Source organism: Neorhizobium populisoli, from assembly GCF_019430945.1.
Lineage (GTDB): Bacteria > Pseudomonadota > Alphaproteobacteria > Rhizobiales > Rhizobiaceae > Neorhizobium > Neorhizobium populisoli.
Map to the genome: position 1 here is coordinate 464,227 of NZ_JAHYCB010000002.1, position 25,085 is coordinate 489,311.

The 25,085-nt window shown below is 59.7% G+C and carries 29 protein-coding genes and 1 pseudogene; 21 read left to right on the forward strand and 9 right to left on the reverse strand.

The window, feature by feature from the left end; translation table 11 throughout:
• Positions 1 to 15: 15 nt before the first annotated feature.
• From KX729_RS06420 to KX729_RS06445, 6 genes are all read left to right on the forward strand, one after another.
• On the forward strand, positions 16 to 1,332 hold the full coding sequence (locus KX729_RS06420; protein ID WP_219741593.1) for a phosphatidylglycerol lysyltransferase domain-containing protein: 1,317 nt from the start codon (positions 16 to 18) through the stop codon (positions 1,330 to 1,332).
• Complete coding sequence (locus tag KX729_RS06425) at positions 1,329 to 2,690, forward strand: AcvB/VirJ family lysyl-phosphatidylglycerol hydrolase (RefSeq protein ID WP_219741594.1); 1,362 nt, start codon at positions 1,329 to 1,331, stop codon at positions 2,688 to 2,690. Before KX729_RS06420 ends, KX729_RS06425 begins: the two co-directional genes overlap by 4 nt.
• Positions 2,691 to 2,795: 105 nt before the next feature.
• A complete protein-coding gene (locus KX729_RS06430) occupies positions 2,796 to 3,197 on the forward strand; it encodes a DUF6152 family protein (protein ID WP_219741595.1) in 402 nt (133 codons plus the stop codon).
• 11 nt (positions 3,198 to 3,208) lie between these two features.
• Positions 3,209 to 3,679: a DUF6644 family protein gene (locus KX729_RS06435; protein ID WP_219741596.1), complete on the forward strand. Its 471-nt coding sequence runs from the start codon at positions 3,209 to 3,211 to the stop codon at positions 3,677 to 3,679.
• 57 nt (positions 3,680 to 3,736) lie between these two features.
• Entirely contained in the window at positions 3,737 to 3,952 is a 216-nt protein-coding gene (locus KX729_RS06440; protein WP_219741597.1) for a ribbon-helix-helix domain-containing protein, read from the forward strand.
• Complete coding sequence (locus KX729_RS06445; RefSeq protein WP_219741598.1) at positions 3,946 to 4,362, forward strand: type II toxin-antitoxin system VapC family toxin; 417 nt, start codon at positions 3,946 to 3,948, stop codon at positions 4,360 to 4,362. Before KX729_RS06440 ends, KX729_RS06445 begins: the two co-directional genes overlap by 7 nt.
• Here KX729_RS06445 and betA read toward each other — a convergent pair.
• Complete coding sequence (betA, locus tag KX729_RS06450) at positions 4,317 to 5,966, reverse strand: choline dehydrogenase (RefSeq protein WP_219741599.1); 1,650 nt, start codon at positions 5,964 to 5,966, stop codon at positions 4,317 to 4,319. The genes KX729_RS06445 and betA overlap by 46 nt on opposite strands.
• Positions 5,967 to 6,088: 122 nt before the next feature.
• On the opposite strand from betA, the gene KX729_RS06455 reads away from it, so the two are divergent.
• The gene (locus KX729_RS06455; protein ID WP_219741600.1) at positions 6,089 to 6,313 is read left to right on the forward strand and encodes a hypothetical protein; all 225 of its coding nucleotides are present in this window, start codon (positions 6,089 to 6,091) and stop codon (positions 6,311 to 6,313) included.
• Here KX729_RS06455 and betB read toward each other — a convergent pair.
• Entirely contained in the window at positions 6,310 to 7,773 is a 1,464-nt protein-coding gene (betB, locus tag KX729_RS06460) for a betaine-aldehyde dehydrogenase (RefSeq protein ID WP_219741601.1), read from the reverse strand. The two genes, KX729_RS06455 and betB, sit on opposite strands and share 4 nt — an antisense overlap.
• A 14-nt stretch (positions 7,774 to 7,787) precedes the next feature.
• Positions 7,788 to 9,311 carry a choline-sulfatase gene (gene betC / locus KX729_RS06465; protein ID WP_219741602.1) on the reverse strand — a complete coding sequence of 508 codons (1,524 nt, stop codon included), beginning with the start codon at positions 9,309 to 9,311 and terminating at the stop codon, positions 7,788 to 7,790.
• 168 nt (positions 9,312 to 9,479) lie between these two features.
• Between betC and KX729_RS06470 the strand changes: the two genes are divergently transcribed.
• The 7 genes from KX729_RS06470 (at position 9,480) to KX729_RS06500 (ending at position 14,654) form a co-directional block, all read left to right on the forward strand.
• Positions 9,480 to 9,731: a type II toxin-antitoxin system RelE/ParE family toxin gene (locus KX729_RS06470; RefSeq protein ID WP_219741603.1), complete on the forward strand. Its 252-nt coding sequence runs from the start codon at positions 9,480 to 9,482 to the stop codon at positions 9,729 to 9,731.
• Between the two features lie 53 nt (positions 9,732 to 9,784).
• Positions 9,785 to 10,093 (forward strand): HigA family addiction module antitoxin, encoded by a 309-nt coding sequence (locus KX729_RS06475; RefSeq protein WP_219741604.1) that lies wholly within the window; start codon positions 9,785 to 9,787, stop codon positions 10,091 to 10,093.
• Positions 10,094 to 10,354: 261 nt separating this feature from the next.
• On the forward strand, positions 10,355 to 12,157 hold the full coding sequence (locus KX729_RS06480; protein ID WP_219741605.1) for a bifunctional diguanylate cyclase/phosphodiesterase: 1,803 nt from the start codon (positions 10,355 to 10,357) through the stop codon (positions 12,155 to 12,157).
• Between the two features lie 105 nt (positions 12,158 to 12,262).
• Positions 12,263 to 13,264 carry an NAD(P)H-quinone oxidoreductase gene (locus tag KX729_RS06485; RefSeq protein ID WP_219741606.1) on the forward strand — a complete coding sequence of 334 codons (1,002 nt, stop codon included), beginning with the start codon at positions 12,263 to 12,265 and terminating at the stop codon, positions 13,262 to 13,264.
• A gap of 42 nt (positions 13,265 to 13,306) precedes the next feature.
• Entirely contained in the window at positions 13,307 to 13,618 is a 312-nt protein-coding gene (locus KX729_RS06490; protein WP_219741607.1) for a type II toxin-antitoxin system RelE/ParE family toxin, read from the forward strand.
• A gap of 11 nt (positions 13,619 to 13,629) precedes the next feature.
• Entirely contained in the window at positions 13,630 to 13,911 is a 282-nt protein-coding gene (locus KX729_RS06495; protein WP_219741608.1) for a helix-turn-helix domain-containing protein, read from the forward strand.
• Between the two features lie 596 nt (positions 13,912 to 14,507).
• On the forward strand, positions 14,508 to 14,654 hold the full coding sequence (locus tag KX729_RS06500; RefSeq protein WP_219741609.1) for a DUF1127 domain-containing protein: 147 nt from the start codon (positions 14,508 to 14,510) through the stop codon (positions 14,652 to 14,654).
• Between the two features lie 81 nt (positions 14,655 to 14,735).
• Here KX729_RS06500 and KX729_RS06505 read toward each other — a convergent pair whose 3' ends face one another.
• Positions 14,736 to 15,473 carry a DUF3750 domain-containing protein gene (locus KX729_RS06505; RefSeq protein ID WP_219741610.1) on the reverse strand — a complete coding sequence of 246 codons (738 nt, stop codon included), beginning with the start codon at positions 15,471 to 15,473 and terminating at the stop codon, positions 14,736 to 14,738.
• Positions 15,474 to 15,619: 146 nt separating this feature from the next.
• On the opposite strand from KX729_RS06505, the gene KX729_RS06510 reads away from it, so the two are divergent.
• The 4 genes from KX729_RS06510 (at position 15,620) to KX729_RS06525 (ending at position 19,475) form a co-directional block, all read left to right on the forward strand.
• Positions 15,620 to 16,627 carry an asparaginase gene (locus KX729_RS06510; protein ID WP_219741611.1) on the forward strand — a complete coding sequence of 336 codons (1,008 nt, stop codon included), beginning with the start codon at positions 15,620 to 15,622 and terminating at the stop codon, positions 16,625 to 16,627.
• A 151-nt stretch (positions 16,628 to 16,778) separates the two neighbouring features.
• Positions 16,779 to 17,759: an LLM class flavin-dependent oxidoreductase gene (locus KX729_RS06515; protein WP_219741612.1), complete on the forward strand. Its 981-nt coding sequence runs from the start codon at positions 16,779 to 16,781 to the stop codon at positions 17,757 to 17,759.
• A gap of 263 nt (positions 17,760 to 18,022) precedes the next feature.
• Positions 18,023 to 18,973, forward strand: a complete 951-nt coding sequence (locus KX729_RS06520) for a flagellin N-terminal helical domain-containing protein (protein ID WP_219741613.1) — start codon at positions 18,023 to 18,025, stop codon at positions 18,971 to 18,973.
• A 271-nt stretch (positions 18,974 to 19,244) separates the two neighbouring features.
• Positions 19,245 to 19,475, forward strand: a complete 231-nt coding sequence (locus KX729_RS06525) for a hypothetical protein (RefSeq protein ID WP_219741614.1) — start codon at positions 19,245 to 19,247, stop codon at positions 19,473 to 19,475.
• A 338-nt stretch (positions 19,476 to 19,813) separates the two neighbouring features.
• Here the strand turns inward: KX729_RS06525 and KX729_RS06530 are convergent, their stop codons facing one another.
• Together KX729_RS06530 and KX729_RS06535 are read right to left on the reverse strand one after the other, a co-directional pair.
• Complete coding sequence (locus KX729_RS06530) at positions 19,814 to 20,608, reverse strand: shikimate dehydrogenase family protein (protein WP_219741615.1); 795 nt, start codon at positions 20,606 to 20,608, stop codon at positions 19,814 to 19,816.
• Positions 20,609 to 20,702: 94 nt separating this feature from the next.
• Entirely contained in the window at positions 20,703 to 21,458 is a 756-nt protein-coding gene (locus tag KX729_RS06535; protein ID WP_219741616.1) for a DeoR/GlpR family DNA-binding transcription regulator, read from the reverse strand.
• Positions 21,459 to 21,585: 127 nt separating this feature from the next.
• On the opposite strand from KX729_RS06535, the gene KX729_RS06540 reads away from it, so the two are divergent.
• On the forward strand, positions 21,586 to 21,942 hold the full coding sequence (locus tag KX729_RS06540; protein ID WP_219741617.1) for a DUF4406 domain-containing protein: 357 nt from the start codon (positions 21,586 to 21,588) through the stop codon (positions 21,940 to 21,942).
• An 86-nt stretch (positions 21,943 to 22,028) separates the two neighbouring features.
• Positions 22,029 to 22,655, forward strand: coding sequence for a glutathione S-transferase family protein (locus KX729_RS06545; RefSeq protein ID WP_219741618.1), 627 nt, complete (start codon positions 22,029 to 22,031; stop codon positions 22,653 to 22,655).
• A gap of 7 nt (positions 22,656 to 22,662) precedes the next feature.
• Here KX729_RS06545 and KX729_RS06550 read toward each other — a convergent pair.
• Positions 22,663 to 23,004: pseudogene (locus KX729_RS06550) on the reverse strand (MmcQ/YjbR family DNA-binding protein); the annotation flags it as partial.
• 184 nt (positions 23,005 to 23,188) lie between these two features.
• Positions 23,189 to 23,389 carry a hypothetical protein gene (locus KX729_RS06555; protein ID WP_219741620.1) on the reverse strand — a complete coding sequence of 67 codons (201 nt, stop codon included), beginning with the start codon at positions 23,387 to 23,389 and terminating at the stop codon, positions 23,189 to 23,191.
• A gap of 101 nt (positions 23,390 to 23,490) precedes the next feature.
• Between KX729_RS06555 and KX729_RS06560 the strand changes: the two genes are divergently transcribed.
• Positions 23,491 to 24,384 (forward strand): LysR substrate-binding domain-containing protein, encoded by an 894-nt coding sequence (locus KX729_RS06560; protein WP_219741621.1) that lies wholly within the window; start codon positions 23,491 to 23,493, stop codon positions 24,382 to 24,384.
• A gap of 9 nt (positions 24,385 to 24,393) precedes the next feature.
• On the opposite strand, the gene KX729_RS06565 is transcribed toward KX729_RS06560, so the two are convergent.
• Positions 24,394 to 25,056: a glutathione S-transferase family protein gene (locus tag KX729_RS06565; protein ID WP_219741622.1), complete on the reverse strand. Its 663-nt coding sequence runs from the start codon at positions 25,054 to 25,056 to the stop codon at positions 24,394 to 24,396.
• Between the last annotated feature and the right edge of the window lie 29 nt (positions 25,057 to 25,085).

The following is a 25,085-nucleotide window of genomic DNA, read 5'->3' on the forward strand; positions in this document are numbered from 1 at the left end:
CGTGACGGGTAACCTATGGCAGATATTGCCCACCTAGACGAAACTGCCGAGGCCGTGATCCACGCGCCGGCTAAGCCTACCCATTTCGCGATTGCGGTCGGCAAGGTCCTCGTGGATAGAATTATTCCCGAACGGAACGACATCGTGTTTTTAGGCGTGCTGGTTTGCGCGCTGGCCTTGTCGGTCTTTCTGTTTCTCGAGGAAGTGCTGGCTCGTCTCGGCTGGGGGCTGCTGGTCTCCGGACATAGCCTGCCCATCCCGACCGGTCTTGCGCTGACCCTGCTGGTCGGCACTATCGTCACCAGCCGCCTGCGTCGCCCGGCACCCTGCCGCAAGCCGCCAAGCGGCGACGATATGGATCGCGCCATCGAAATTCTGGCTACCCAGCCGAATGCAAGCGCCGGTCTGGTGCGCCTCGGCGACAAGAAAATCCTGTTTTCCGACTGCGGCACCGCTTTCATCATGTATGCCCAGCAGGGACGCTCCTGGATCGCGCTGTTCGATCCGGTCGGTCCGCGTTCTGCCTGGTCCGGTCTGGTGATCAAGTTCATGGAGACTGCCCGGAAAGCTGGCTGTCGGGCGGTGTTTTATCAGGTTTCCGCAGATTTCCTGCCTTACACCGTCGATGTCGGGCTGCGGCCCTATAAGCTCGGCGAGCAGGCGGTTGTCGATCTGGCGAATTTCGACCTCAAGGGCGGCACACGCGTCCGTCTTCGCCGCGCGGTCAACAAGGCGGTTCGGGACGGTCTCGAATTCTCGATGGTCGAGCCGGAGGGCGTTCCGGCCATTCTCGACGAGCTGCTGACTGTTTCCGATACCTGGTTGACGGTGCAGAACGCCGCCGAAAAGGGCTTTTCGCTCGGCACCTTCACCTCCGCCTATGTCGCATCCGGTCCGGTTGCGGTGATCCGCTTCGAAGGCCGCATCATCGCCTTCATCAACATTCTTGCGACCGCTGCCGAGGGCGATGCCTGCATCGACCTCATGCGCCATCTGCCGGGCATGCACCAGCACACGATGGTCCTGCTGCTCGTGCGCATCATCGAACACATGAAGGCCGCCGGCTTCCAGACACTCAATCTCGGCATGGCGCCGCTCTCCGGCCTCTCCACGCATAACAAGGCGCCGCTCTGGAACCATGTCGGCGAACGCATCTACCTGCATGGCGGCCGGTTCTACAATTTCCGCGGCGTGCAGCTGTTCAAGGACAAGTTCAGCCCGGACTGGCAGCCGCGCTACCTCGCAGTCGCCGGCCGCGGCATGCCGATGATTTCCATGCTGGACGTCACCATGCTGATCGGCGGCGGCTTGAAGGGCCTGCTGCGTAAATGAAGGCTCTGCCGATCATTTTTGCCGGCATCACGCTGGCAGCCGCCATCTTCCATGTGGTTTCCGATCCGGAACTGAAAACGAAGAGCCTGCCGACCGACCGCATTTCCTATCCGGAAGGCAAGCCGAAAAGCGTCGTCGTGCTGATCTCGGACGAAGGCGGCTGGTCGGATCGTGAGGAACGCGCTTCCGAATCCCTGGCGCGCCAGGGCGCCATGGTGGTCGGTGTCGATCTGCCGGACTATTACGCCGCATTGCAGAAGCGCGACGACGAATGTCTCTATCTCGTTTCCGATATCGAGGACCTTAGCCGGCAGCTGCATCGCTCGGCGGATGTGATCGACTACCATCCGCCCATCGTCGCCGGCATCGGTAGCGGCGGCACGCTGGCGCTGGCGATCGCCGCCCAGACGCCGGATTCGACGATTGCCGAAACGTTGGCCGTCGATCCGCAGACCGCCATTCCGCTCTCGACCGTTCTCTGCACGCCTGCCGACAAGACGCCGGCCTCGGACGGTATCGTCTACGGGCTGAGCGAGGGCGAGCTGCCCAATCCGGTCAAGATCCTGTTCAGCCCCAAGGCCGATGCCGCCGGCCGTATCCATGCGGAAAACCTGAAGGAAAGCCATCCCGCGGTTCAGCTTACCGAGGCATCCGATACGCAGGAAACGGTGCTGGAAGAGGGGATTTCGTCGATCGTCGCGCAGCTCGCCCGCTCCGTATCGCCGCTTGCCCTGCCGATCGTGCCGATCGAGGTGAAGCCGCGGCACAATATGATGGCGGTGATCTATTCCGGCGACGGCGGCTGGCGCGATATCGACCAGCAGCTCGGCGCCTATATGAAAGAAGACGGCATTCCGGTCGTCGGCGTCGATGCGCTGCGTTATTTCTGGACCGAGAAGACACCCGAGCAGACCGCCGCGGACCTGACGCGCATCATCGAGACCTACAAGCGCCGCTGGAAGGTCGATAATGTCGTGCTGATCGGTTATTCCTTCGGCGCCAACATCCTGCCCGCTACCTATCGGCTGCTGCCGGATGAGGACAAACAGGCCGTCACCCTGATGTCGCTTCTGGCGCTGTCGCACCATGCCGATTTCGAGATCGACGTGACCGGCTGGCTGGGTTTTGCCGGCGCCGGCAAATACGGCGATCCGGTCGACGACCTGCAGCAGGTCGAACCGCGCAAGATCCAGTGCATCCATGGCCTGAAGGAACCGGACAGTGCCTGCCCGGCCGTGCAGGAGATTTCCGGAGCGCAGGTGCTGGCCCGCGAAGGCGGCCATCATTTCGACGGCGATTATCGCGCGCTCAACCGGCTGATCGTCGACCGCGCCACCGCGATCCTCGCAACCAACTGATCCTCTCAGCCGTCGGCCGCTTCAATAAGCCGTGAAACCTCTGGTCACGGCTTTTTGTCTCCACATCTTTTGGGATATGATCCCTGCAGACAAAGGAGAGCCGCCATGACCCGCCTTTCGATCAAACCCTGCCTTTCGATCACCGGCATTCTCGCCGCCACCTCGATCGCCACAGCACTCGCCGGCACTGCCGCCGCCCATCACGGCTGGTCCTGGGCCGAGGCCGACCAGATCGACCTCAAGGGCACCATCCACTCGATCTCCTTCGCCCCGCCACATCCAACGCTGGAAATCCGCGCCGAGGACGGCCTCTGGCGTGTCGAACTCGGCAACCCGAACCAGACCCAGCGCTCCGGTTTCTTGGAAGGCCAGGCCAAGGTCGGCGACCAGATCATTGCCACCGGCAACCGCTCCGAGGACCGCACCGAAAAGCGGCTGAAAGCGGTGCGCATCACCGTGTCCGGCAAGACGTTCGACATCTATCCGGAGCGGATCAAGACGAACTGAGTGGACGAGGGATGGAGTTCCTCGCGCCGCTCGCCGAAACGCCGCTCGCTAGAGCGCTGATCGCGTCCTCGACGCTTTATCTGCTGGTCAATGCCGCGCATATCCTCGGCATCTCGGTTTTGTTCGGAGCGATCCTGGCGCTCGATTTACGGATTCTGGGATTGGCGCGCAACTTGCCATTGGCTGTGATGGCGCCCTATCTGTCGAGACTGGCCGGGGCAGGGGTGCTGATCGCGATTGCCACAGGCCTCTGTCTCTTTAGCGTGAAGCCGGTGGAATATGCGCAGAACCCGGCTTTTCTGGCGAAGATCGGGTTTGTTGGACTTGGCATTTTAAATGCGGCGCTTGTTCATTTCTCGCAAGGCTGGCGGGCTATTTTGGCCGACAGCGAACCTCGATCGGTGATGCGACTGTCTGCCTGGTTTTCGATAACAATCTGGATTGCAGCCGTAGTTGCCGGAAGATGGATAGGCTTTTTGTAATCTGGCATCGCCATCTTATTTTTAGTATGATTGATTGCGATACCGTTGGAGGTTTTCTTGCAGACGCTTGTCGAATTGCTGGATACGGAGCTGGAAGCGCTTGATCGTTTAGCGCAAAAGGAGAACGTATCTCGATCTGTACTGATCGAGCGCGCTATCCATGCTTTCCTGCAGAAGAGCGACAAGCAGACGCGGGCTGAGGGATTTGGCCTTTGGGGTGATCGGGTGGTCGACGGCCTCGACTTCCAGCAAAAAGTCCGCGGTGAATGGTGAGCGACCGGGCGCTTCTGGATACCAATATTATCGTCGATTATCTGAATTCCGTACCTGAAGGGCGCAAGGAGTTCGAGCGATACGACAGTCCGAGTATCAGCATCGTGACTTGGATCGAGGTTTTGGTGGGAGTGCCACCGCATCTTGCCGTAGTGACACGAGAGTTTCTGAACGCACTTGAAATTATTCCACTCGATGACGCTGTCGCCGAGAGAGCGGTATTGCTTCGTCAGCAACGTAGAATGAAATTACCAGATGCGATTATCTGGGCAAGCGCCGATCTCCACTCGATGCTGCTGGTAACTAGGAATACGAAGGATTTTCCAGCCGACATGCCGGGAGTTCGCGTCCCGTATATCACTGATTATCGGTCACTCACCGCCGCCCGCGGATTGACCCAAGGCTCCTGATTGCTGCGCGGCAAGGGTTGCCGGCCGAGAATATGATCTGCCGCCTTCTCCCCGGTCATGATCGACGGGCCGTTGAGATTGCCGTAGGTCACATGCGGGAAGATCGATGAATCCGCTACCCGCAGGCCCTCGACGCCGATCACCCGGCATTCGGGATCCACGACCGCCATCGGATCGTCGGCACGGCCCATGCGGCAGGTGCCGCAGGGATGATAGGCGCTTTCCAGATGTTCGCGCAGGAAGGCGTCGATCTCGTCATCCGTCCCGACCTTCTCGCCCGGCTGGATTTCCGGTCCGCGATAGTCATCGAAGGCCTTCTGGGCGAAGATTTCGCGGGTCAGCCGCACGCAGTGGCGGAATTTTTCCCAGTCTTCGGCATGGCTCATATAGTTGAAACGCAGCACCGGTTCGGCCTTGGGATCGGCGGAGCGCAGGGTCACTGATCCGCGTGATTTCGACAGGTTGTAGCCGACATGCACCTGGAAACTATGGCTTTTCGCGGCGGCCTTGCCGTCATAGGAAATCGCGACGGGCAGAAAGTGATACTGGATATCCGGCTGTTTCAACCCCGGCGCCGAACGCAGGAAAGCGCAGGCTTCGAACTGGTTTGAAGCGCCGAGCCCGCCTTTCGACAGAACCCATTGCGCACCCGCCACCCCCTGCCAGAACCACGGCAGCCAGGAATAAAGCGACACGGGCTTGGTTGAGACCTGCTGGAAGTAAAATTCCATATGGTCCTGCAGATTGGCGCCGACGCCAGGCCGGTCGGCCTTTACCTCGATGCCCATCGATTTCAGATGTTCGGCAGGGCCGATGCCGGAGAGCATCAGCAGCTTGGGCGAATTGAACGAAGAGGCCGCGACAATCACCTCGCGTTTTGCCCGGATCACTTCGGTCGCGCCGCGCCGTTCGATCTCGACGCCGACCGCGCGGCCGTTCTCGATAACGATCCTGTTGGCGAAACCATAAACGAGTTCGACATTCGGCCGCTTCAGCGCCGGCCTTAGATAAGCATTGGCGGCAGACCATCGACGGCCGCGATGGATCGTCTGTTCCATCAGCCCGAAACCTTCCTGTTTCGAGCCATTATAATCCTCGGTCATCTCGAAACCGGCCTGGCTGCCCGCTTTGATGAAGGCATGAAACAGCGGATTGGTCACCGGCCCGCGTTTGACATGCAGCGGTCCGTCTGTGCCGCGCCAGCCTTCTTCACCGCCATGGGAGTGCTCCATGCGCTTGAAATACGGCAGCACATCCGCATAGGCCCAGCCGCTCGCGCCAAGCTCTTCCCAGCGATTGTAATCCTCCGCATGGCCTCGGACATAGACCAGCCCGTTGATCGACGACGATCCGCCGATGACCTTGCCGCGCGGCGCGGTGATGCGGCGGTTGTTGAGGTTCGGCTCGGGTTCGGAAAGATAACCCCAGTTGTAACGCTTCATGCTCATCGGCCAGGCCAGCGCGCCGGGCATCTGGATAAACGGCCCGAAATCCGACCCGCCCGCCTCGATGACGATCACCGAATGCCTGCCATCCTCCGATAGACGATAGGCCATGGCCGAGCCCGCGGAGCCGGAACCGATGATGACGAAATCTGCCTGCATTGTAAGCCTTTCACGCCTCAGAGCAGTTTTGAGTGAACAAGTCGCCTCAACATGGAATCCAGAACAACCATTCGATGGCATGATGTTTCAATTGAAATTTTTTCCCTAGCTGGAGATTTGCGATGAGGAACTACAGGATTGGTGCAAAGGTTAAACTCGCATTCGGGACTTTTATCTGGGGGCATTACACAGACCTGCAGGATAAAGTTGCTGAAGTTATCGCTGCTGAAAATCCTGACGGTTTTGATCGGATCACCGTAAGATTTGAAGATGGTTCATGCCCATTTTCTCTGATCGACCAAGATCTCTTTATCCCCTGTAGCGTACCGGATAGCGGATCACCTTAATAAGGCGCCTCGACCGGCCCCATGCCGACATAAACTGTCTTCAGCTCCGAATAATGCTCCAGCGCCGCAAGCGAATTCTCTCGCCCGAAACCGGACTGCTTCGACCCACCGAAGGGAATTTCCACCGGGCAAAGATTGTAGGTGTTGATCCACAAGGTCCCGGCTTCCAGTCGATCCGCGACCCGATGCCCGCGCGTCAGGTCGGCGGTGAAGACACCCGCTGACAGGCCGAATTCGGTGGCATTGGCGCGGGCGATCACCTCTGCTTCGCCATCGAAATCCAGCACGCACATCACCGGCCCGAAGATCTCCTCGCGCGCAATGGTCATGCCGTCCGTCACGTCGGCAAACACCGTCGGCTGGATGTAATAACCTTCACCGGTCACATGGTTCGGAATGCCGCCGCCGGTCAGCAGCGTGGCGCCTTCCGTCTTGCCCTTGTCGATATAGGACAGCACCTTCTGTCGCTGGTCGAAGGACACCATCGGGCCGAGCTGCGTCGCCTCGTCCATCGGATCGCCGATGATGATCTTTTCCGTCCGTTCCTTGAGGCGGGACAGGAATGTGTCCTTCACCTTGCGGTTCACGAAGACGCGCGTGCCGTTGGAGCAGACCTGGCCGGTCGAATAGAAATTGCCGAGCATCGCGCCGCCGATGGCAGAATCGATATCCGCATCGTCGAACACGATCAGCGGCGACTTGCCGCCGAGCTCCATCGTCACATGCTTGAGATTGCCGGCGGCGGCCGCGGCCACCTTGCGCCCGGTCGGCACAGATCCGGTCAGGGAGACCTTGGCGACGTCAGGATGGTTGACGAGCAGCGGTCCCGTCGCCCGGTCACCCTGGATGACGTTGTAGAGCCCCTTGGGCAGGCCTGCCTCGATCAGGATTTCGGCGATCTTCAGCGCCCCGAGCGGTGTGTTTTCCGAAGGCTTGAACACCATCGCATTGCCGGCGGCCAGCGCCGGCGCACCCTTCCAGCAGGCGATCTGCTGCGGATAGTTCCAGGCGCCGATGCCGACGCAAACGCCGAGCGGCACCCGTTTCGTATAGGCGAAATCCCGGCCGAGCGGGATGTAGCTGCCGTTCATGCCTGCAGCGATCACGCCGCCGAAAAATTCGAAACTGTCGGCGCCCGAGGTCGGGTCGGCGACGATGGTTTCCTGGATCGGCTTGCCGGTATCGAGCGTCTCGAGTTCCGAAAGCTCGCGGTTCCGTTCGCGGATGATCTCGGCGGCCCGCTTCAGGATGCGGCCGCGCGCGGTAGGGCTCATCGCCGCCCATTCCGGCTGGGCACGTTTTGCCGCCGCGATCGCCTTTTCGACGATGGCAGGTGTCGCCGCGTGCAGCCGGGCAATCACTTCGCCGGTCGCTGGATAAAGGCTTTCGATGACGGTGCCTTCGGTATCCTCGACATATTCGCCGTCGATGAAATGGCTGGCGATCGGTTGGGCTTTCATTGTCATTCTCCCCGTTACTCCCCTCTGGGATAACGCTTTGACTCTTCTAAAATATCGAGGTTCATATGGTTGCGCATGTAGCGCTCCGAAGCCTTCTGCAGCGGCTGATGATCCCAGGGGTAATAGGCGCCATTGCGTAGCGCCTCGTAGACCACCCAGCGCCGCGCCTGGCTTTCGCGCACCGCCGCATCGAAGGCGGCCATGTCCCACTTGGCTTTCCGTTTGGCGCGAAAACCTTCGAGGATATCGGCATGGGCCGGATCGCCGGCAAGGTTGTTCAGTTCCCTTGGATCGGAGTCGAGATCGAAAAGCTGTTCCGGGTCGAGTTCGCAATGGATATATTTCCACTTGCCCTCGCGAATGCCGACCATCGGCGCATAGGACCCTTCGGCCGCATATTCCATCAGCACCGGGCTGATGCGGGGCGCGCCGTCCATCATCGGCTTCAGGCTCTCGCCATCGGTCCAGGGCTTGATCTCGTCCATGGAAATGCCGGCAAGGTCGCAGAGCGTCGGCGTCACGTCGAGGTTGGAAACCGGCGCCGTGTGCAGGGCAGGCGGCACGCCCGGCCCGGCGATCATCAGCGGCACGCGCGCCGAACCCTCGAAAAAATTCATCTTGAACCACAGCCCGCGTTCGCCCAGCATATCGCCGTGGTCCGAGCAGAACAGGATCAGCGTATCGTCGAGCATCCGGGTCCGTGTCAGCGTGTCGACAAGCTCGCTGACCTTCTCGTCGATATAGGAGATATTGGCGAAATACCCCTGCCGCGCGCGGCGGACATGCTCTTCGCTCACCTCGAAATTCTTGTAATCGCAGGAGAAGATGATCCGCTGCGAATGCGGGTCCTGGCTTTCGATCGGCATGTTACCGACCTCGGGCAGAAGATGTTCGCAGCCTTCATAGAGATCCCAGAATTTCCGCCGTGCCACGTAGGGGTCGTGCGGATGGGTGAAGGAGACGGTCATGCACCACGGCCGGCGCTCAACATCGTCGCGTTCGCGGGCCAGATGATAGAGCTTCTGGTTGGCGAGGAAGGCGACTTCGTCGTCATATTCCATCTGGTTGGAAATCTCTGCGACGCCGGCACCGGTCACCGAACCGAGATTGTGATACCACCAGTCGATCCGCTCGCCCGGCTTGCGGTAATCCGGCGTCCAGCCGAAATCGGCCGGATAGATATCGGTCGTCAGCCGGTCTTCAAAACCGTGCAGCTGGTCCGGCCCGACGAAATGCATCTTGCCGGAGAGCGCTGTGTAATAACCGGCGCGACGCAGATGATGCGCGAAGGTCGGGATCGAGGAGATATATTCGGCCGCATTGTCATAGACCTGCGTCCGGCTCGGCAATTGCCCGGCCATGAAGGAAGCGCGGGCAGGGGCGCAAAGTGGCGAGGACGTATAATTGTTTTTGAACCGCGCAGAGCGGGCGGCCAGCGCCTTCAGATGCGGTGCATACAGCCAGTCCGCCGGCCCATCCGGAAACAGCGTCCCGTTCAACTGGTCCACCATGACGATCAGGATATTCGGCTTGGCCATAACGGAATCGACCTTCGATGGACGGTTGAACTCTAGACTGAGTTATTTTTGATCCCGCCTGCAATCAAGAAACGATTGCGAACCATCCTGTTCCAAAAGCGCGCGAGAGAATGGATTGAAAATTGTACCAAGGTACGGTACATTGGGTCAATGAGTGGAGCTGCGGCTGTGATTGTCGGTTTCAAAGAAGATTGGCTCCACGAATTCTTCGTCAATGATGTTCATTCGAAGAAGATACCGTCGGATATCGAAGGCCGCCTTTTTCGCAAATTGCAGATGATTGATGACGCTACGAGCGATCGCGACTTGCGGGTGCCACCCAGCAATCATTTCGAAAGATTGCGAGGCAATCTGGATGGCTACTGTTCCATCCGGGTAAATCAGCAACGGCGATTGATATTTCGCTGGGATGGGTCGTAGGGCGAGGCCCGGGACATCTATCTCGACGATCACAGCTATAGATGAGGTAACGGATGTTGACGACCAAACGCAAGCCGGCTTCCATTGGCGAAATCCTCATCGAAGAGTTCATGGAACCGATGAGTTTGACGCAGGCCGCGTTGGCGGAGGCGATGGGCGTGCCGCGCAAACATGTCAACGAACTCTGCAAGGACCGGCGCAGCGTGACGGCTGCCACGGCTCTCATATTGTCCCGTGTCTTCGGCAATAGCCCGGATTTCTGGCTGAACATCCAGCGCCGCAATGACTTGTGGAACACGATGCACGATCCCAAGGAGGTCGAACGGATCGAACGGGCACGGCCGCTTCATGACGCTGCTTAGGCATCCCCGACCTCGATATTTTGTGATTTTCTTCGCGGATCGCCGCAATGCGCAAGCCTGAATACATGTCGCCGAAACGCTTGCAGCAAGAGCCTTGCTAAGCCTCTGGTTGTTCTTTCTAAGCTATTATAAACTATATAAAATTGCCGCTTTGTGTCATCTAAATTTCATCTAACCGTCATGTTGGGGAAAGAGATTTTTGACCAATTGATGGGACCTTGCGACCAAAATTATTAGACCATTGCGCATGGAGTATCGAGTATGTCGTCTGCGGCCATTCTGGAACCGGGTGTTTTCCGGCGGTACGCGAGCGACCAGCTGGTGACGCTTGCGAAACTGGTGCTCGAAAACGCGTTCCAGCCGATCGTCGAAGTCGGCACCGGCTCCGTCTTCGGTTATGAATCGCTGCTGCGCGGGCAGGAACGTATCGGCTTTTCCTCGCCGCTCGAGCTTCTCGACGAGGCGCAGGAAACCGGCCAGCTTTTAGCCCTCGAACAGATGATGTCGAACCGGGCGCTTGCAAAATTCGCCAGCCTTCCGGAATTCCATTCGCAGACGCTGTTCCTCAATCTCGATGTCCGGCTGATCCGCAACGGCCAGTATTTCCTGGAAAAGGTGGTGCAGCACCTGCGCACCGCCGGCATCGCGCCGTCTTCCGTCTGCTTCGAGTTTTCCGAGCGTTTCGACAATACGAGCGTGCCGGAATTCGGCGATCTGGTCACCCGGATGCGCAAGGAAGGTTTCAAGCTGGCGATCGACGATTTCGGCGTCGGTCATGGCGAAATGAAGCTGCTCTGCGATTATCCCGTCGATTACCTGAAGATCGACCGCCACTTCATTGCCGGCGTCGACAAGAGCCCGCGCAAGCGTCACCTCGTCAAGAACATCGTCAATATCGCCCATGTCCTTGGCATTCGCGTCATCGCCGAAGGCATCGAGACCGAGGCGGAGTTCATCGCTTGCCGGGATTATGGCGTCGATCTCGTGCAGGGCTGGTTCATTGCCCGCCCGACCACGTTCGTCTCCGAACTGCAGCCGTCCTTCCCGCATCTGGCCGATATCGGCCGCCGCCGCTCCAGCCAGTCGCTCGACGAAATCCTCATCCGCAAGCAGATCGAGCATCTGCCGACCGTCTATGAGAACCAGAGTATCGACTCGGTCTTCGAACTCTTCCGCCGCAATCCGCGCCAGGCGTTTTTCCCGGTGCTGAATGCCAATGGCGAGCCGCGCGGCGTCATCAACGAATATCACCTGAAGGAATATATCTATCAGCCCTTCGGCCGCGATCTCCTGAAGAACAAGATGTACGAGCGCTCGATCTCGCATTTCGTCGACCGTGCGCCGATCATCGGGCTCGATGCGGAAGCCGAAGAGCTGATGAGCCTGTTCGCCAACATGGAAAACAGCGCCTGCGTCATCCTGACGGAAAACATGCGGTATGCCGGTGTCGTCTCTGCCGCCTCGCTCATCAAGGTCATCAACGAAAAGCAGTTGAAGGTCGCGCAAGACCAGAACCCGCTGACCGGCCTGCCGGGCAACCGCGCCATACGCGACTTCATGAAGGATACCGGCCGCGACGACGACGAGGCGCGTTTCTACTGCTACTGTGACTTCGACAATTTCAAGCCGTTCAATGACCATTACGGCTTCCAGATGGGCGACCACGCCATCTCGCTGTTTGCCGCATTGATGAAACGCTATTTCTTCTCGGACGGTGATTTCCTCGGCCATGTCGGCGGCGACGATTTCTTCATCGGCGTGCGCGGCTGGACCCATGACGACCTGAACGAAATCCTCGAACGCCTGCTCTCCGACTTCCACGACGACGTGACCGAGCTTTATTCGCCGGAAGAACGCGCCGCCGGCAAGATCCGCGGCCATGATCGCTCCGGCGCCGAACGCGATTTCCCGCTGCTGCGCTGCTCGATCGGCGTGCTGGAACTGCCGCAGGGCCTGCTGCTCGACGATGTCGGCCGCATCGGCTCCGAGATCGCGTCCGTCAAGGCCAGCGCCAAGGACAGCGAAGGCGGCCTGGTGTTCGCGACATTCGGCGAGACAAAATGACCGCGTGACCCGGTGTCACCTTCCTAATCCGTCGGGACTGTCCTAAGTCAGTGGCCACTTGAGCACGCAAGTTGTTCTTATGGCCGCTATTGAGGAGAGTCCGCCATGTCGCTTCCCGTCGAAATGCGTTTCATCGACCTGCCATCCTTCGGCGCGCCGGACGTCATGGTGGTCGCCAAAGGCCCGTTGCCGGCGGTGCGCCCCGGCGAAATCCTGGTGAAGGTCGAGGCGGCGGGTGTCAATCGCCCGGACGTGCAGCAGCGCAAGGGCAATTACCCGGCCCCCAAGGACGCAAGCCCGATCCTCGGCCTGGAAATCGCCGGCGAAGTGGTGGCACTGGGCGAGGGCGTTTCGGAGTTCAAGCCGGGCGACAAGGTCTGTGCGCTGGCGAACGGCGGCGGTTACGCGGAATATTGCGCCGTGCCCGCCGGTCAGGCGTTGTTCTGGCCGAAGGGCTATGATGCGGTCAAGGCCGCAGCGCTACCGGAAACCTTCTTCACCGTCTGGGCCAACCTCTTCCAGATGGCCGGCCTGACAGAAGGCGAAAGCGTGCTGATCCATGGCGGATCGAGCGGCATCGGCACGACGGCGATCCAGCTCGCCAAGGCGTTCGGCGCGACGATCTACGCCACCGCCGGCTCGGAGGAAAAATGCAAGGCCTGCGAAAAGCTCGGCGCGAAACGCGGCATCGACTACAAGACGGAAGATTTCGCCGAAGTCATCAAGGCGGAGACCGGCGGCAAGGGCGTCGATGTCGTGCTGGACATGATCGGCGCCGCCTATCTGGAAAAGAACCTCTCGGTGCTGGCCAAGGACGGCTGCCTCTCCATCATCGCCTTCCTCGGCGGCAATACGGCCGAAAAGGTCAACCTGTCGCCGATCATGGTGAAGCGCCTGACAGTCACCGGCTCCACCATGCGCCCGCGCACCGCAGATGAAAAACGCGCCATCCGCGATGATCTGCTCGCCGAGGTCTGGCCGCTGCTGGAAAACGGCGAGGTCGCCCCGGTCATCCACTCCGTCCTGCCGTTCGACAAGGTGGTCGAAGCGCACGAGCTGATGGAAACGAGCAGCCATATCGGCAAGATCGTACTGACGCTGGGATGATATTGCTGTTTTATATCGGTTTTGATATAGAATGAGAAAGTGATGAAGCCGCTGATCTTTCTTGGCGATGCCCTTGAGCAATTGCGGGACTTCCCGGAGATGGCCCGCAAGGAAGTGGGCGTTCAGTTGCACAAGGTTCAACTCTGGCTCGACCCGAGCGACTGGAAGCCGATGGCGACAATTGGTCCTGGCGTGCGGGAAATCCGCATCCGGGATGATGCCGGTGCCTTCAGGGTCATTTATGTCGCAAAGATCGAGGACGCGATCTACGTTCTTCATGCGTTTCAAAAGAAAACGCAACAGACGGCGAAACGGGACCTGGATATGGCTGCGTCAAGATTGCGGCAGATATGAAGGAGCAAGACATGGAACGACAGTCCTTCGACAACGTCTGGGATGCGTTGGAAGACACTCCGGGCGAAGCTGCCAACATGTCGATGCGTTCGGCGCTGCTGATTGCGATCGAGCAGAAAGTCAGGGGCTGGCAAGTAACCCAGTCGGAAGCAGCTCGCCGGCTGGGCATAACCCAGCCGCGACTGAATGATCTTTTGCGTGGCCGGATTGCGAACTTCAGCCTGGACGCCCTTGTCGGCCTCGCAGCGCAGGCCGGCCTTTCCGTGCGGCTGGATATCGCCGACGCTGCCTGAAAAATATCGGCAAGATCGTCCTGACGCTGGGATGAGAGGGGGCGCCTGATCTCAGGCTCGCGAATGCTAGGGACCACTGGGTGATTTGGCAACTCAATTATCGAAGCGGGTTTTTACATAACGTTTCTTGCGGAATCGCCGGATCACACCTACCTTTTAGTCATTATCAACGTAGTGAAAGGAAGGTGATCCAATGTCTAATGAGATTTCGGTCTGCGTAACGGACAATGGAAAGGTGGCGGTTTTGACGGGGCAACCCTCGGCCTGAACCACATCTTCCTTCGGGCCGTCGTGATGACGCCCCGGGTTCGTTCAACCGGACCAAACTCATGGAAGGGTCGCTTCAAGCGGCCCTTTTCCTTTTCTGGGCTTCGCTTTTTCCCCTGGGCATGCCGCAGGCCTTAACGCCCTTTTCCCGCCATTTGCTCTCCCTTAACGCTGCTTGCAGAAATACCTATGCGCCAATTGCATGGGTGGCCTGTCTGTTGAGCGCTTTTCGTGCACATTTGGCGGGCGTATATAAGCGTCATCGAAGCAAACGGAAGCGCCAAGGACTGGCAGCTGGCTTCGAGAAATCCCAGGAAAGGGGAACCATCATGAACGTAGCACGCACTCTGAACAACTGGCGCAAGTATCGTCAGACGGTTGCCGAACTGGGCCGTATGACCCCGCGCGAACTGGATGACCTCGGTATCGACCGTGGCGACATCCGCAACTTCGCACGCAAAGCCGTCGGCTTCTGATCGACAATCAACTGCTCACGCAGTCTCCATGTAAACGCCCGCTTGTCCGCGGGCGTTTTGCATTTTTGCATAGCTCCCATGCTAAATCCCGATGCGCTCGACTGCCGGCACCTTGATGCCGGGATTGGCGATATCGATGCCGGCGACGAGGCCGAGGAAATGCACCTCGAAGCCGCTACGCATGCCGGCGGAGAAGCCGATCAGCCCGCGCAGCGTCACATGCAGGTCGCGGCTGTCTTCATCCAGATGCCAGAATTCGCCGTTCGGCAGATAATCGCGGCCGACCGCATGTGGCGGCAGCACGGCGCCGAGCTCCGGCACGGTGCGCAGCACATAGGCGACGAACGTATTGGAATTCGGCCCCGGCCAGATCGTATAGCCGCCCGGCTCCGCATAAGGATAGGCGGCGATCGCGCCGTCGATCTTCGGGATCAGCAGTTCTGCCCTCGAACCGGTGACCGAGGTCACCAGTTGCGGCGGTTTGGAATACCAGAAGGCGTCCGGATCGCGATGGTTCTTGCGGATGGGTGAACCCCAGCCCACCTTGTCGTATCGCGTGTAGGTTTTGGCGCCCTTTTGCTTGAACACGATCCAGGCATGGCTGGCCACTGAGCCTTTCAATCCCCCGGTCATGGCGGAAAAGATGTAGATTGCCGCATCCGGGCTCTCCTCCGGCTTCGGCAATATGCCGGCGGAAGACCAGCGCGCCTGGCTCCAGCCGGAAGGCCTGTCCTTCACCATCCAGAGCCCGGCCGATGCAAAAGTCGGCACGAGGTAGACGATGAAGATGATCAGAAGCAACCGCTTAACTGATTTCATGCAATGTCCCCGTAAAAGTTGCGCCGGACGTTGTTTTTGGCACATCGTGCTTTCCGAAAATCGATTCCGATTTTCGGGTCGATGCGGTAAGCCTTCGCCGGCAACACTCGTAGACATCATCAAAAACAGCAATTTCAGGACAGGCCATGCAAAACCCCGTTACTGTTGAAGTCACAAGAGGCAAATTGGTCGAAAGCCGCCATCGCGGCCTGGGCGTGGTGGTGGATGGTGACGGCAAGACCGTCTTCTCCTTCGGCGAGGCGGATGCCCGTGTTTTCCCGCGTTCCGCCTGCAAGGCGATGCAGGCCCTGCCGCTGATCGAAAGTGGCGCTGCCGATGCGTTTGGCCTGAGCACATCCGAACTGGCGCTGTCCTGCTCCTCGCATTCCGGTGAGGATGCGCATGTCGCGACCGCCGCAAGCATTCTCTCCAAGGCTGGCCGTGATCTGAGCGCGCTGGAATGCGGCGCCCACTGGGCCTCCGATCCGACGGTGCTGATTCATCAGGCCCGCACGATCGAAAAGCCGACGGCGCTGCATAACAACTGCTCCGGCAAACATTCCGGCTTCGTCTGCGCCTGCGTGCAGGCCGGTTTCGAGGTGAAGGGTTATATCGATTACGACCACCCGCTGCAGCAGGAAATCCGCGGCACGATGGAAGTGCTGACCGGCTCCGTCATCGGCCAGGATGCCTGCGGCACCGACGGCTGCTCCATCCCCGCCTATGCCGTCCCGCTGAAGGGGCTGGCGCATGGTTTCGCCAAGATGCTGACCGGCAACACCCTGTCGGCTGAGCGCGCCAAGGCCTCGCGTCGGCTGATGGAAGCCTGCATGGCCGAACCCTTCTACGTTGCCGGCACCAACCGTGCCTGCACGAAACTGATGCAGATCGCCCCGGGCAAGATTTTTGCCAAGACCGGCGCCGAAGGCGTCTTCATCGCGGCACTGCCGGAGCAGGGGCTGGCCATGGCCGTGAAATGCGAAGACGGCACGACCCGCGCGGCCGAAGCGATGATCTTCGCGCTCCTCTCCCGCTATTTCGAAAAGGGCGGCGAAGTGCATGAAAAGCTGCTGTCGATGGCCAACAAATCGATGAGCAACTGGAACGGCATGCATGTGGGCGACGTGCGGGTGACGGACGCGATGTTCGCCTGAACCGAGTCTTGAATTTGTCCTCCCTCCGATTGCCCCTCGATTGCTTGGGGGGAGGGAGGCAAAAATCCGCGCCGGCGGGTGGATCTCCGGCGATTGATATTGTTAAAAGGCGTTTGCATGGATTGAATTTGGGAAGAGGATTTGAGCCGTCATGAAATTTTGCCTTCATCTCAGCACCCGTATCGAAAAGAAGTACGAAAACAGGCTGCTCAAGTTCATGACCGAGCTGGCGATCGAGGCGGATGCCGGTGGTTTCAGCGCCATATCGCTGACGGAACATCATCTTCACGAGAACCAGGGCTATCAGAATTCGCTCCTGTTTGCCTGCGCGCTGGCGCCGCAGTTGAAGCGGACGACGCTTATCCTCGCCACGGTAAACCCTGCGCTGCATCACCCGCTGCGGCTCGTCGAATCCTGCAACCTGATCGACCAGCTGAATTCCGGAAGACTGGTCGTCGTGTTCGGCTCGGGTTTCAAGGATACCGACCTGGTGGCCTTCGGGCGCGACCTTTCCGAGCGCCATACTCTGTTCGAAAAGGCTCTTTCGACGGCTCTCGACGTCTGGGCCTATGACGGCACGGGCGGCCCGCTGGAATTTACGGTCGGCTCGGACCGGGGCAGGCTCGAAGCGCCGGTAAACCCGTCATCCTTCCGCAACCCGCGCCCGATCCTGGCGCGCGGAACGTTGAACCGGGAAGCTGTCGAAGAGACCGCCCGTCGCGGCTGGCCGGTTTTCACGACAGGCAAGAATCCGGATGCCGCGCGCGAGCAGATGACTGCCTATCACGCCGCACTCGAAGCCGCCGGCCATGACGCCGAAACGGTGCAGATCGCCAGGGACTGGTCTTCGGTGGCAAAGGCGGTGCATGTCGCCGAAACCGACGATCAGGCCATCGCGGAAGCCACGGCCTTTTTCGCGAAAAACCCAAGCGGTGCCATCGCCCGCAATCCCGAAGACATGATCTGCGGCAGCCCCGAAACGGTGATCCGCGCCATGCGCCCCTTCGCCGAAACCGGCATCGGCACAATGATCTGCGGCTGCCTCATCGACGTGGAGAAGCCTGAGATGCTTCAGCGGAGCATCCGGTTGATGAAGGAAGAGGTTATTCCGAATGTGGGGGCGGCTGCCTGAGCTCCAGATGGGATCTATTGAGAGCGATCGATAGGTCGGCGAACGCTGGTGAGGCTGGCGTTACATTTCGCAAAATCCATGTTCGCAGGAACAAAAATAACCTTCGTTAAAATCTTAACGAACGCTGAAAACCCTTGGAAATTCTTCTCGTGCATTGCTCCAGCGGGTTGTGAATTCGCGTTCATGCAACGACGCAGCACAACGGCATGATGCCACCTTCGCCGCCCGCGCATGTAAATGTGTCCTCGAAGCGCGAGAAGCTCATGGCAAGCATTTCCTATAATCCCACGGCTTCTGCGGCCCTGTTGCTGCTGACCGGCTCGACAAAGGCGCTTGAACGCGACACGGTCCGGGTCGCCACTGGCCGTGATGTCAATCAGGCTGCGGATAACGCCGCCTATTGGTCGATCGCCACCTCCATGCGATCCACCGGCATGTCGCTTTCCTCGGCAGGCGACGCCGCCGGCCTAGCGGCCGCAACGACCGATACCGCCTCACTCGGTATGCAGGCCGCCACCGAGATCGTCTCTGCCATCAAGTCGAAACTGATCCTTTCCTATTCCTCCGGCGTCGACAAAGGCGCGATCGGCGAAGAGATCACCCAGCTCAAGGAACAGCTGCGGACGGTTTCGCAATCCTCGTCGTTCAACGGCCAGAATTGGCTGGATGCCGCCGCCGGCGCAAAACCGGGCGTCAAATCGCTGGTCGCCTCCGTCGGAACCGGACCGGATGGCGCGACGACCGTCAATTCCATCCAGTTCGACACGGCCACGACGACGCTCACGAATAGCGGCGACGCCGACAATGGCATGTTGACCAAGGCCTATTCAGGCACGACCGGCAATGGCAGTGCATACGAGTATTATATGCTTCCTTCTGCGACATCCTCCCCGACCGGCCGCGAGATCGAGATTTCCGACGCGACGACCGAAGACGAGCTGGACGGCATGATTTCGGCTACCGACAGCATGCTCTCGGCGCTCGCGTCTGCAGGTGCCAAGCTCGGCGCCACATCGAGCCGTATCGGCGACAATATGGATTTTCTGGGCAAGCTGCAGGATTCCATCGAGCGTGGCGTCGGCCGCCTGGTCGACGCCGATATGGAGGAAAGCGCCGTCAAGCTGGCCGCAACCAAGGTTCAGCAGCAGCTCCAGACCATCGGGCTGAACATTGCCAACGCGCAGGCGCAGAACACGCTGACGCTCTTCCGCTGATGACGGTTCACCGCACCTCCCATAAAAAGCCACTGCCCCAAAGCGGTGGCTTTTTGTTTGGATAGGCTGGAAATTTAGCCGCGAGGTGTGCTTTCGGCCAACCAGTCATGACGTCCTGCTCGCGAGCGGGTACGGCGGCCTATCGTGGTTCTTCAGAGTCGGGCGCGATATTTCGCTTCACACTTCTGCATTGACGAAGGCATTTTTCGTCTCGATAGGGTTCGGCTGAAAAGTGTGGTAAGCGCCAGCCAAATAACAACAGGAGTATCAAGTGAGCGAACCGACCGTAGCAGATGCCACAAACCGTATTTACGAGTCGCTCCAAGCGAACAACGCCGACATCGACCTGCATATCGCAACACTCAAGGCAGCATTGGCACGCGCCGGATTGAAAGAGGCCGAATTCGACCCGTCCAGGCTTGTTCAGAACAATCGTTCCGGCAGGAAGCTGATGCAGGCTTACTTTCGGCAGCGCGGTGTCGCGGTGAAATTTTCGGCTTAGCCGCTTCGTGCAGGACGCCCGGTGAGCCGCGCCAAATGCTTCCGTGGAAGCCTGCAGCACTTGGCGGATATCATTCGGGAGCCGCTTCCTAAAGGGTGAACTCCCGACTGACGTCCGCAACTGGTGCAAAGTTGCCTTGGGGTCTCACGGACAACAAGTATCTGCAATCAAGCACCTGACGCACTTGCCTCACACCTCCACCAGATTCACCCCCATCGTCCGGTAAGGCGCCAGCCGCGCCTCCTCGATTCCCGCCTGCACGATGCGATCGTCGGATTGTGGGTTGCGTCAGGATCACGGACGCGATGTTTGCCTGAAGCATTCCGGGGAGTTTCGTCTCACCGTGCGAGCATGAATTCAACCATCATGTCCTGTACGGCCTCGACCATCTGATCGCCATTGGCCGTCCTGCAGCCGGCGGCTTGCGCGGCCCGCAGAAATGGTGTCGTACCATGTCCTGCGATCACGTCTCCGACGAACATAGATGCGTCAAGGAGCGCGACATCCACCGGAAATGCATCGCTTTTCGTCATGCCCATCGGGGTCGCATTGAACACGAGATCGCAACCCGTGGGGTTCGGCGGTCCAAGGCGAACTTTGCCGCGGCCGAGGCTAGCGCCGGTGGCCAGCAACTCTTCGGCGCAAGCTTTGTGGCTGTCGTGTATCACCAGTTCGCCTACACCGGCCTCCAGGAGCGCGATCGCAATCGCGCTGCCGGCGCCGCCTGCGCCCACAAGAAGCGCCCGCGCGCCTCCGGGATCGGCGCCCTGGTCTATCTGGGCCTTCACGAATGCCAGCCCGTCGAGCATATCGCCATGCCACGAACCGTCCGGGTTTCGCCGCATCACGCTGACGACTTTAAGCAGTCGCGCCCGCTCGGAATAGGTGGTGCGGTAGCCGAAAGCGGCAGCCTTGTGCGGCATGGTGACAAGCAAGCCGTCGATATTCCCGATTGCGGAAAGGCCCTGCATGACGTCGCCCAGGCGCTCCTCGGCCACCTGCATGGGAATGCAGATGGCGTTCATATTGCGGTCGGCGAAGCTGCGCGTCAGTCTTTCGGGCGATTTCACATAGACGATCGGGTCGCCGATAATCGGAAACAGCCGTGTTCCACCATTCAATGCTCCAGTCATCGGCCAACCACTCCGTTTCAGCTTATCGGTCATCATGAGAATTTGCCGCATCGTGATTTCTCACGCGCCAGATCAAAGCAATTATCGAGATAACTTACGCTTCCGCAATGTTTAACCCGAGCATCCCGTAGGGCGCCAGCCGCGCCTCCTCGATCCCCGCCTGCACGATCATGCCCGTCAGATCTGAAACCGGCATGATCGTGCAGGGCGACGACGCGTCCAGTTTCTCCTCCGTCACCAGCACGAACGTCTCCGCAGCCCGCGAAGCGATATGCCGCTTGATCGCCGCTTCCTCCATGTCGCCGGTCGATAGGCCTTGGGAGGGATGTACGGCAGTGGCACCGAGGAAGAAGATGTCCGGGCGGATCAGCGAGATCTGGCTCATCGCCACAGCCCCCACCGCCACCATCGAGTGTTTGTAGAGCCGGCCGCCGATCAGGATTACCTCCGCCGTCGGATGCTGCTCGAGTTCGGCGGCGATCGTCGGGCTGTGGGTCACGATAGTGAAGGCAAAATCGCGGGGCAGGGCGCGGGCGATCTCCGCCGTCGACGTGCCGCCGTCGAGAAAGATCATCTGTCCCGGTTTCACCAGCTTTGCCGCCGCGGCGCCAAGGCTTTGCTTCACATCGGATGAAATCGCCCGCCTGGCGGAGAAATCCGGCAGGTCGGGGGCGATCGGCATCGCCCCGCCATGCACCCGACGCAGCAGGCCCTCTGCCGCCATTTCTCGCAGGTCGCGGCGGATCGTGTCCTCCGACAGTGAAAACTCTTCGGCCGCCCGTTTGGCGATCACCTGCCCCTCGCGGCGCAGCATGTCGAGGAGGAGGCTCTTGCGTTGGCTTGTCAGCATGGCTCTTGACTATGCACGAAATTGCATGAATAAGCGCGTTTATGCCTGAATTTTCCGATATTGTAAAGAAAATTCGGCATAGTCGTGCAATTCCGCGATGGATGCGGATAAGTTTGGAGAAGCGAGCATGTTGATTTTGATTGCCGGGCCTTATCGTTCCGGCACCGGCGATGATCCGGAAAAGATGGCGGAAAACCTGAAGCGGCTGGAAGCGCCGTCCTATGCCTTGTTCAAGGCCGGCCATCTGCCAATGATCGGCGAATGGGTGGCGCTGCCGGTCTGGCATGCGGCGGGCGGGGCCAAGATCGGCGACGATCTCTACGAGGAGATTTTCCATCCGACCGCCGGCCGATTGCTACAGCTTTGCGAAGGCGTGCTGCGTCTGCCGGGTGCCTCCAAGGGTGCCGATAACGATGTCCGCATCGCCAACGAGCGCGGCATTCCGGTCTGGCACCGGCTGGAGGACGTGCCGGGCGTCATCTAACAAAAGTTTATCCGATTGATAACGCAAAGGCGTTTCCCTTGCCCCGGGAAACGCCCTACAACGGGCCGACCAAACGGAGGAAGCCCATGTACACGTTGTTCTTTTCGCCCAACGCCTGTTCGCTGGCCAGCCATATCGCGCTTGCCGAATCCGGCCTGCCTTACGAGCTGAAGCGGCTGAAATTTGCGGAGAACGAACAGCGCTCTGACGCCTATCTGAAGATCAACCCGAAGGGCCGCGTGCCGGCGCTGGCCACCGATCGCGGCGTCATCACCGAGACGGTCGCAATCCTCGCCTTCATTGCTCAGGCTGCCCCGGAGGCGAAACTTGCGCCGCTCGACGACCCGTTCCTTTTTGCAAGAATGCAGGCCTTCAACGCCTATATCGCCTCCACGGTGCATGTCGCCTCCGCGCATTACCGGCGTCATGCCCGATGGGCAGACAACCAGTCATCCTTTGAAGACATGATGGCCAAGGCGCCGAAGAACGTTCACGAGTGTTTTCAACTGATCGAGGACGATTTCCTCGAAGGCCCCTATGTGCTGGGTGAGGCCTATTCGGTTGCCGATCCCTATCTCTACCTGATGACCGGCTGGCTGGCGAACCTGAAGCTCGACCGGGCCGATTTCCCGAAGGTCAGCGCGCATTACGATCTGATGAAGCAGCGTCCGGCGGTACAGCGCGCGGAGACGGAGCAGATGGCGGTGTCCTGATTGGCTCAAATGTGGCGACAAGTTTTTTCGGTGCCCGAAAAAGCCATGCGGCCACTAGCCGGTCCTTCAACTCATCATCGCCGATCGCATCGATCCTGACCGGCAGCGACGGCCAGCCGCGATAATGGTCGGTCTGGAAATAGATGTCCGGCGCCATCTCCATCAGCCGCTCCTTCTCGTCGAGCGAGACAGAGAGCACGATGGTTTCGTCATTCTTCACCGAGACGAAGGCCTTGCCGCCGACCTTGAGGGCAGGGGTGCCGTAGTGGGAGGACTCTTCGACTTGCGGCAGACCGGCTTCAGCGGTGAGGCGTTTCAGGCGGTCGAAAATGGTGTTGATGTCGGGCATAGTTCCTTCCAGTGGCGCGTAGAAAGCGCGGCCCCCTCACCGGCCTCCGCTTTGCTCGGCCACCCTCTCCTCGAGGGGAGAGGAGAATCTTAGACGGTGCAGCACTTCCCTTCTCCCCATTGGGGAGAAGGTGCCCGAAGGGCGGATGAGGGGGCCACAATCTCAGCCGGAGATCATAATCCCCTCACGCACATTTCGCGAGCGGCACCTTCTGGCAGTTTTCTGCCGAATAGGTGCGTCCTGGAAAAGGCAGGTCGGCCAGCTGTCGAAGGGTCATTGCTTGAATGTCGGGATGGAGAAGCGGATCGTCGAGCCGGATGTCGGTCAGGGCTTCTTCTTTTTGCAGCCATTCCTTCAGGCTCAAGAAAATCTTAAGCGGTGTCATGTCGTCACCTCACAAATGTTGTTTCATTTGCAGGGGAAATATCCGCTCACACCATGTTCATTTCAATTGAGTTCTTCATATAGAGACTATAGAAAATCTATATGAAAAACCTCAATCTCGTCCATCTCAACGGGCTCCGCGCCTTGGAGGCGGTCGGCCGGCTGGGCTCGCTGCAGGCGGCCGCGACCGAACTTGGTGTCTCGGTCGGAGCCGTCAGCCAGCAGGTCATCAAGGCGGAGATGCAGCTCGGTCAGCCGGTTTTTCATCGCTTGCCGAAGGGCATGGTGGCGGCCGACGCGGCGCGGCCGATGCTGGCGCGGTTGACGGACGGGTTTCAGTCCCTGTCGGAGGCGGTGGGCATTGGAAAGCAGCGGGACGATACGCTGCTGACCATTTCCGTTGCGCCGGTTTTCGCGGCACGTTTTCTCGTCCATCGACTGGATCGTTTTTCCGCCCGCCACCCGGATATCCGGCTGAGGATCGAGGCAACGACCGTGATGGCGGATTTCGTCACCGATGGCGTCGATCTCGGCATCCGGGTCGGCGGTGGCAAATGGCCGGGCATCGATGCGGAACTGCTGATCGAACAGACCGTGTTTCCCGTCTGCGCGCCGTCGCTGGCCAAGAAGCTGAAGGAACCGAAGGACATCCTGAAACTGCCGGCGATCATCGATGGTCCCTCGATGTTTTCCTGGGATATCTGGCTGGGAGAGGCCGGACTGTCAGGGGCGAGCATGGCGACGCGGCATGTCTTCAACGATGCCTCGCTCTGCCTCGACGCGACGATGGCGGGGCAGGGGGTGATGCTCGCCTGGCACACGCTCGCCACTTACGCGCTGGAGCAGGGACGTCTCGTCGAGCCCTTCGATATTCGGGCGCGCACCGGCAACGGCCATTATCTCGTCACCCGCGCCGGCATGCGACTGCCGGCGAAGGTGAGGGCTTTCCGGGATTGGCTGAAGACGGAGCTGCCGCCACTCCCGGAAAACGGTTAGTCAGTTGAATTATGCCGGCTCGGCGGTGCGCTTGTCCCACATGGCCTTGAAGCCGGCGCGTGCCTGGCAGCCTTCGATCCAGGCCTTCAGCGCCGGACGGCCATCGAACACGGCGGCATGGCCCTGCGCATAACGCACGACTTCCGCAACGTTGATATCGGCCACCGTGAAGCGGCCGCCGACCATGTAGCCGCCACTCTTGGCGAGGTGCTTTTCGAGCACGTCGAACGGGCGCTTCAGCAGGCGGGCGGAAACGTCGATATCCGTCTTGCCCTCTTCCGAATCCTGCTTGCCGCCAGCGATCGTCGAGGAAATCTTCAGGGCCGGGGTTTCGACGCTGGTGGCGCCGAACAGTGACCACTGCACCATCTGCGCTTCCTCGTTGATATCCTTCGGACCGAGATCGCCACCGTATTTGCGGGCGAGATAGAGCGTGATGGCCAGCGATTCGTGCAGCACGAAACCACCATCGTCCATCGACGGGACCGAGCCCATCGGATTGACGGCCAGGAATTCCGGCGACAGCGTATTGACCGGCGCACCGGCCGCCATCGGTTCTTTCAGGCGATAGGCCTGGATGACCGGCACCAGCTCGAACGGAAGCTTGAGCTCTTCGATCAGCCAGATCGGACGCGTGGCGCGTGAGCGATAGACACCATAGATTTTCAGCATTGAAGTCCCTCCAGAAAATGCTGGCGCAA